Source organism: Polaromonas sp. P1_E3 (assembly GCF_056405935.1).
In genome coordinates this window covers 1-3,218 of sequence record NZ_JBFUBD010000313.1, presented here as the reverse complement: position 1 = coordinate 3,218, position 3,218 = coordinate 1, and the positions used below count along the sequence as shown (strand labels likewise).

The window sequence follows — 3,218 nt, the reverse complement described above, 5'->3', positions numbered from 1 at the left end:
CCCTCATGGTGCACATCTACACCATCGGATACATGGAAGAAGACGAGGGCTACAACCGCTTCTTCGCCTATATCTCGCTGTTCACCTTCTCCATGCTGATGCTGGTCATGAGCAACAACATGCTGCAGCTGTTCTTTGGTTGGGAAGCCGTGGGCCTGGTGTCCTACCTGCTGATCGGTTTCTGGTTCAACAAGCCGACCGCCATCTTCGCGAACATGAAGGCCTTCCTGGTCAACCGCGTGGGCGACTTCGGCTTCATCCTCGGCATCGGCCTGATCGCCGCCTACGCCGGCACGCTCAATTACGGTGAGGCCTTTGCCAAGGCCGACGAACTCTCCAAGTTGAGCTTCCCGGGCACAGGCTGGATGCTGGTCACCGTGATCTGCATCTGCCTCTTCATAGGCGCCATGGGCAAGTCGGCGCAGTTTCCGCTGCACGTCTGGCTACCGGATTCCATGGAAGGCCCGACGCCTATCTCGGCGCTGATCCACGCGGCAACCATGGTGACGGCGGGCATCTTCATGGTGGCGCGCATGTCGCCGCTGTTCGAGCTCAGCGACACGGCGCTCAGTTTCATCATGGTCATTGGCGCCATCACGGCGCTGTTCATGGGTTTTCTCGGCATTATCCAGAACGACATCAAGCGCGTGGTCGCGTACTCCACGCTCTCGCAGCTGGGCTACATGACGGTGGCGCTGGGCGCCTCGGCTTATTCCGTCGCGGTGTTCCACTTGATGACGCACGCTTTCTTCAAGGCGTTGCTGTTCCTGGCCGCAGGCTCGGTCATCATCGGCATGCACCACAACCAGGACATCCGCTGGATGGGCGGCGTGCGCAAGTACATGCCTATCACCTGGATCACCTCGCTCCTGGGCACGCTGGCCCTGATCGGCACACCCCTGTTCGCGGGTTTTTACTCCAAGGACAGCATCATTGAAGCCGTGCATGAGAGTCATCTGGCGGGTGCGGGTTTCGCCTACTTCGCGGTACTGGCAGGCGTCTTCGTGACGGCCTTCTATTCCTTCCGCCTGTACTTCCTGGTGTTCCATGGAAAAGAGCGCTTCGACCAGAACCCCGACGCACACCATGGCCACGACGACCACGGCCACCATGACGAGCCACACGAATCCCCCTGGGTGGTGACGGTTCCGCTGATCCTGCTGGCGATTCCGTCCGTGGTCATCGGCTTCATGACAATTCAGCCCATGCTGTACGGCGATTTTTTCAAGGACGCCATCATGGTGAACCTTGAGAAGCATCCCGCCATGGAAGAACTTAAGCAGCTGTTCCACGGCCCGGCCCAAATGGCCTTGCATGGATTGATGACGCCGCCGTTCTGGCTGGCCCTCGGTGGCGCGGTGGCGGCCTGGTACATGTACATGATCAACCCGGCGTTGCCGGCCGCGATCAAGCGCATCTTCATGCCCATCTTCACGCTGCTCGAGAACAAGTATTACCTCGACTGGTTCAATGAAAACGTGCTGGCCCGGGGCACGCGGGCACTCGGTGCAGCCCTCTGGAAGGGTGGCGACCAGAAGCTGATCGACGGCGCATTGGTCAACGGCTCCTGGAAGGTGGTCGGCTGGGTTTCCGGCGTGGTGCGCCGGCTGCAGTCCGGTTACATCTATCACTATGCCTTCGGCATGATCATTGGCGTATTTGTGTTGATGACGTATTTCGTCTGGCTCAATCGCTGATCAGTCCAACAAAATCAAGGAAGAACAAGAATGGGTTTGTTGAGTCTTGCGATCTGGACGCCGATTGTTTTCGGTGTCGTTCTGCTGGGGCTGGGCCGTGATGAGCAGGCGCGCAGCGTTCGCTGGGTCGCATTGATAGGCGCAGTTATCAGTTTCCTGGTGACCTTACCTTTGTACAGCGGTTTCCAGCTGGACACATCGGCGATGCAGTTCGTCGAAAAGGGCAGCTGGATCCAGCGGTTTAATGTCAATTACCACGTTGGCGTTGACGGCATCTCCCTGTGGTTCGTGCTGCTGACGGCCTTCATCAATGTCGTTGTCATCATCGCCAGCTGGGAGGCCATCACCACGCGCGTTAACCAGTATATGGCGTCATTCCTGATCCTCAGCGGGCTCATGATCGGCGTGTTCACTGCGCTTGACGGCATTTTGTTCTACGTATTTTTTGAAGCCACGCTGATTCCGATGTACCTGATCATCGGCATCTGGGGCGGACCCAACAAGATCTACGCGGCCTTCAAGTTCTTCCTCTATACCTTGCTCGGCTCCCTGCTGATGCTTGTGGCGCTGATTTTCCTGTACAACAAGTCGGGCGGCAGCTTCGACATCCTGACCTGGCACAAGCTGCCGCTGGGCAGTACGGTGCAGACGTTGCTGTTTTTCGCCTTCTTCGCGGCGTTCGCCGTCAAGGTGCCCATGTGGCCGGTACACACATGGTTACCTGACGTGCACGTTGAAGCTCCTACCGGTGGTTCGGCTGTGCTGGCTGCCATCATGCTGAAGCTGGGCGCCTACGGTTTCCTGCGCTTCTCGATGCCCATCGCACCGGATGCGGCACACGAGTGGGCCTGGCTGATGATGGCGCTGTCGCTCATCGCCGTCATATACGTTGGCCTGGTGGCACTGGTGCAGCAGGACATGAAAAAGCTGGTGGCTTATTCGTCGGTGGCCCATATGGGCTTTGTCACCCTGGGTTTCTTCATCTTCAACGACCTGGGCGTTTCCGGCGGCATTGTGCAGATGATCGCCCACGGTTTTGTGTCGGGTGCCATGTTCCTGTGTATCGGTGTGCTGTACGACCGTGTCCACTCCCGTGAAATTGCCAGCTACGGCGGTGTCGTCAACACCATGCCCAAGTTTGCGGCTTTTGCACTGTTGTTCGCCATGGCCAACTGCGGCCTGCCGGCAACGGCCGGTTTCGTCGGCGAATGGATGGTCATTCTGGGCGCCGTCAAATACAACTTCTGGGTCGGAGGCGCGGCGGCAACAGCCCTTATTTTTGGCGCAGCCTACACCCTGTGGATGTATAAGCGCGTCTACCTTGGCCCGGTAGCCAATGACGACGTCAAGGCGCTCGTCGACATCAACAGCCGCGAATTCCTGATGCTGGCGCTGCTGGCCGTTGCGGTGCTGTATATGGGCATCTATCCCAAGCCATTTACCGATGTGATGAATACTTCAGTGGCGGACCTGCTCAAGCATGTCGCAACCTCCAAACTGAACTGAAGCAACTACAAAGAA

At 58.0% G+C, this 3,218-nt stretch carries 2 protein-coding genes; both read left to right on the top strand.

Annotated elements, in window-relative coordinates; all coding sequences use genetic code 11:
• The coding region (gene nuoL / locus AC1D0Z_RS18435; protein ID WP_477659646.1) for an NADH-quinone oxidoreductase subunit L at positions 1–1,697 on the top strand (1,697 nt) is incomplete at its 5' end.
• 30 nt (positions 1,698–1,727) lie between these two features.
• Entirely contained in the window at positions 1,728–3,203 is a 1,476-nt protein-coding gene (locus tag AC1D0Z_RS18430) for an NADH-quinone oxidoreductase subunit M (RefSeq protein ID WP_477659645.1), read from the top strand.
• Positions 3,204–3,218 lie beyond the last annotated feature (15 nt).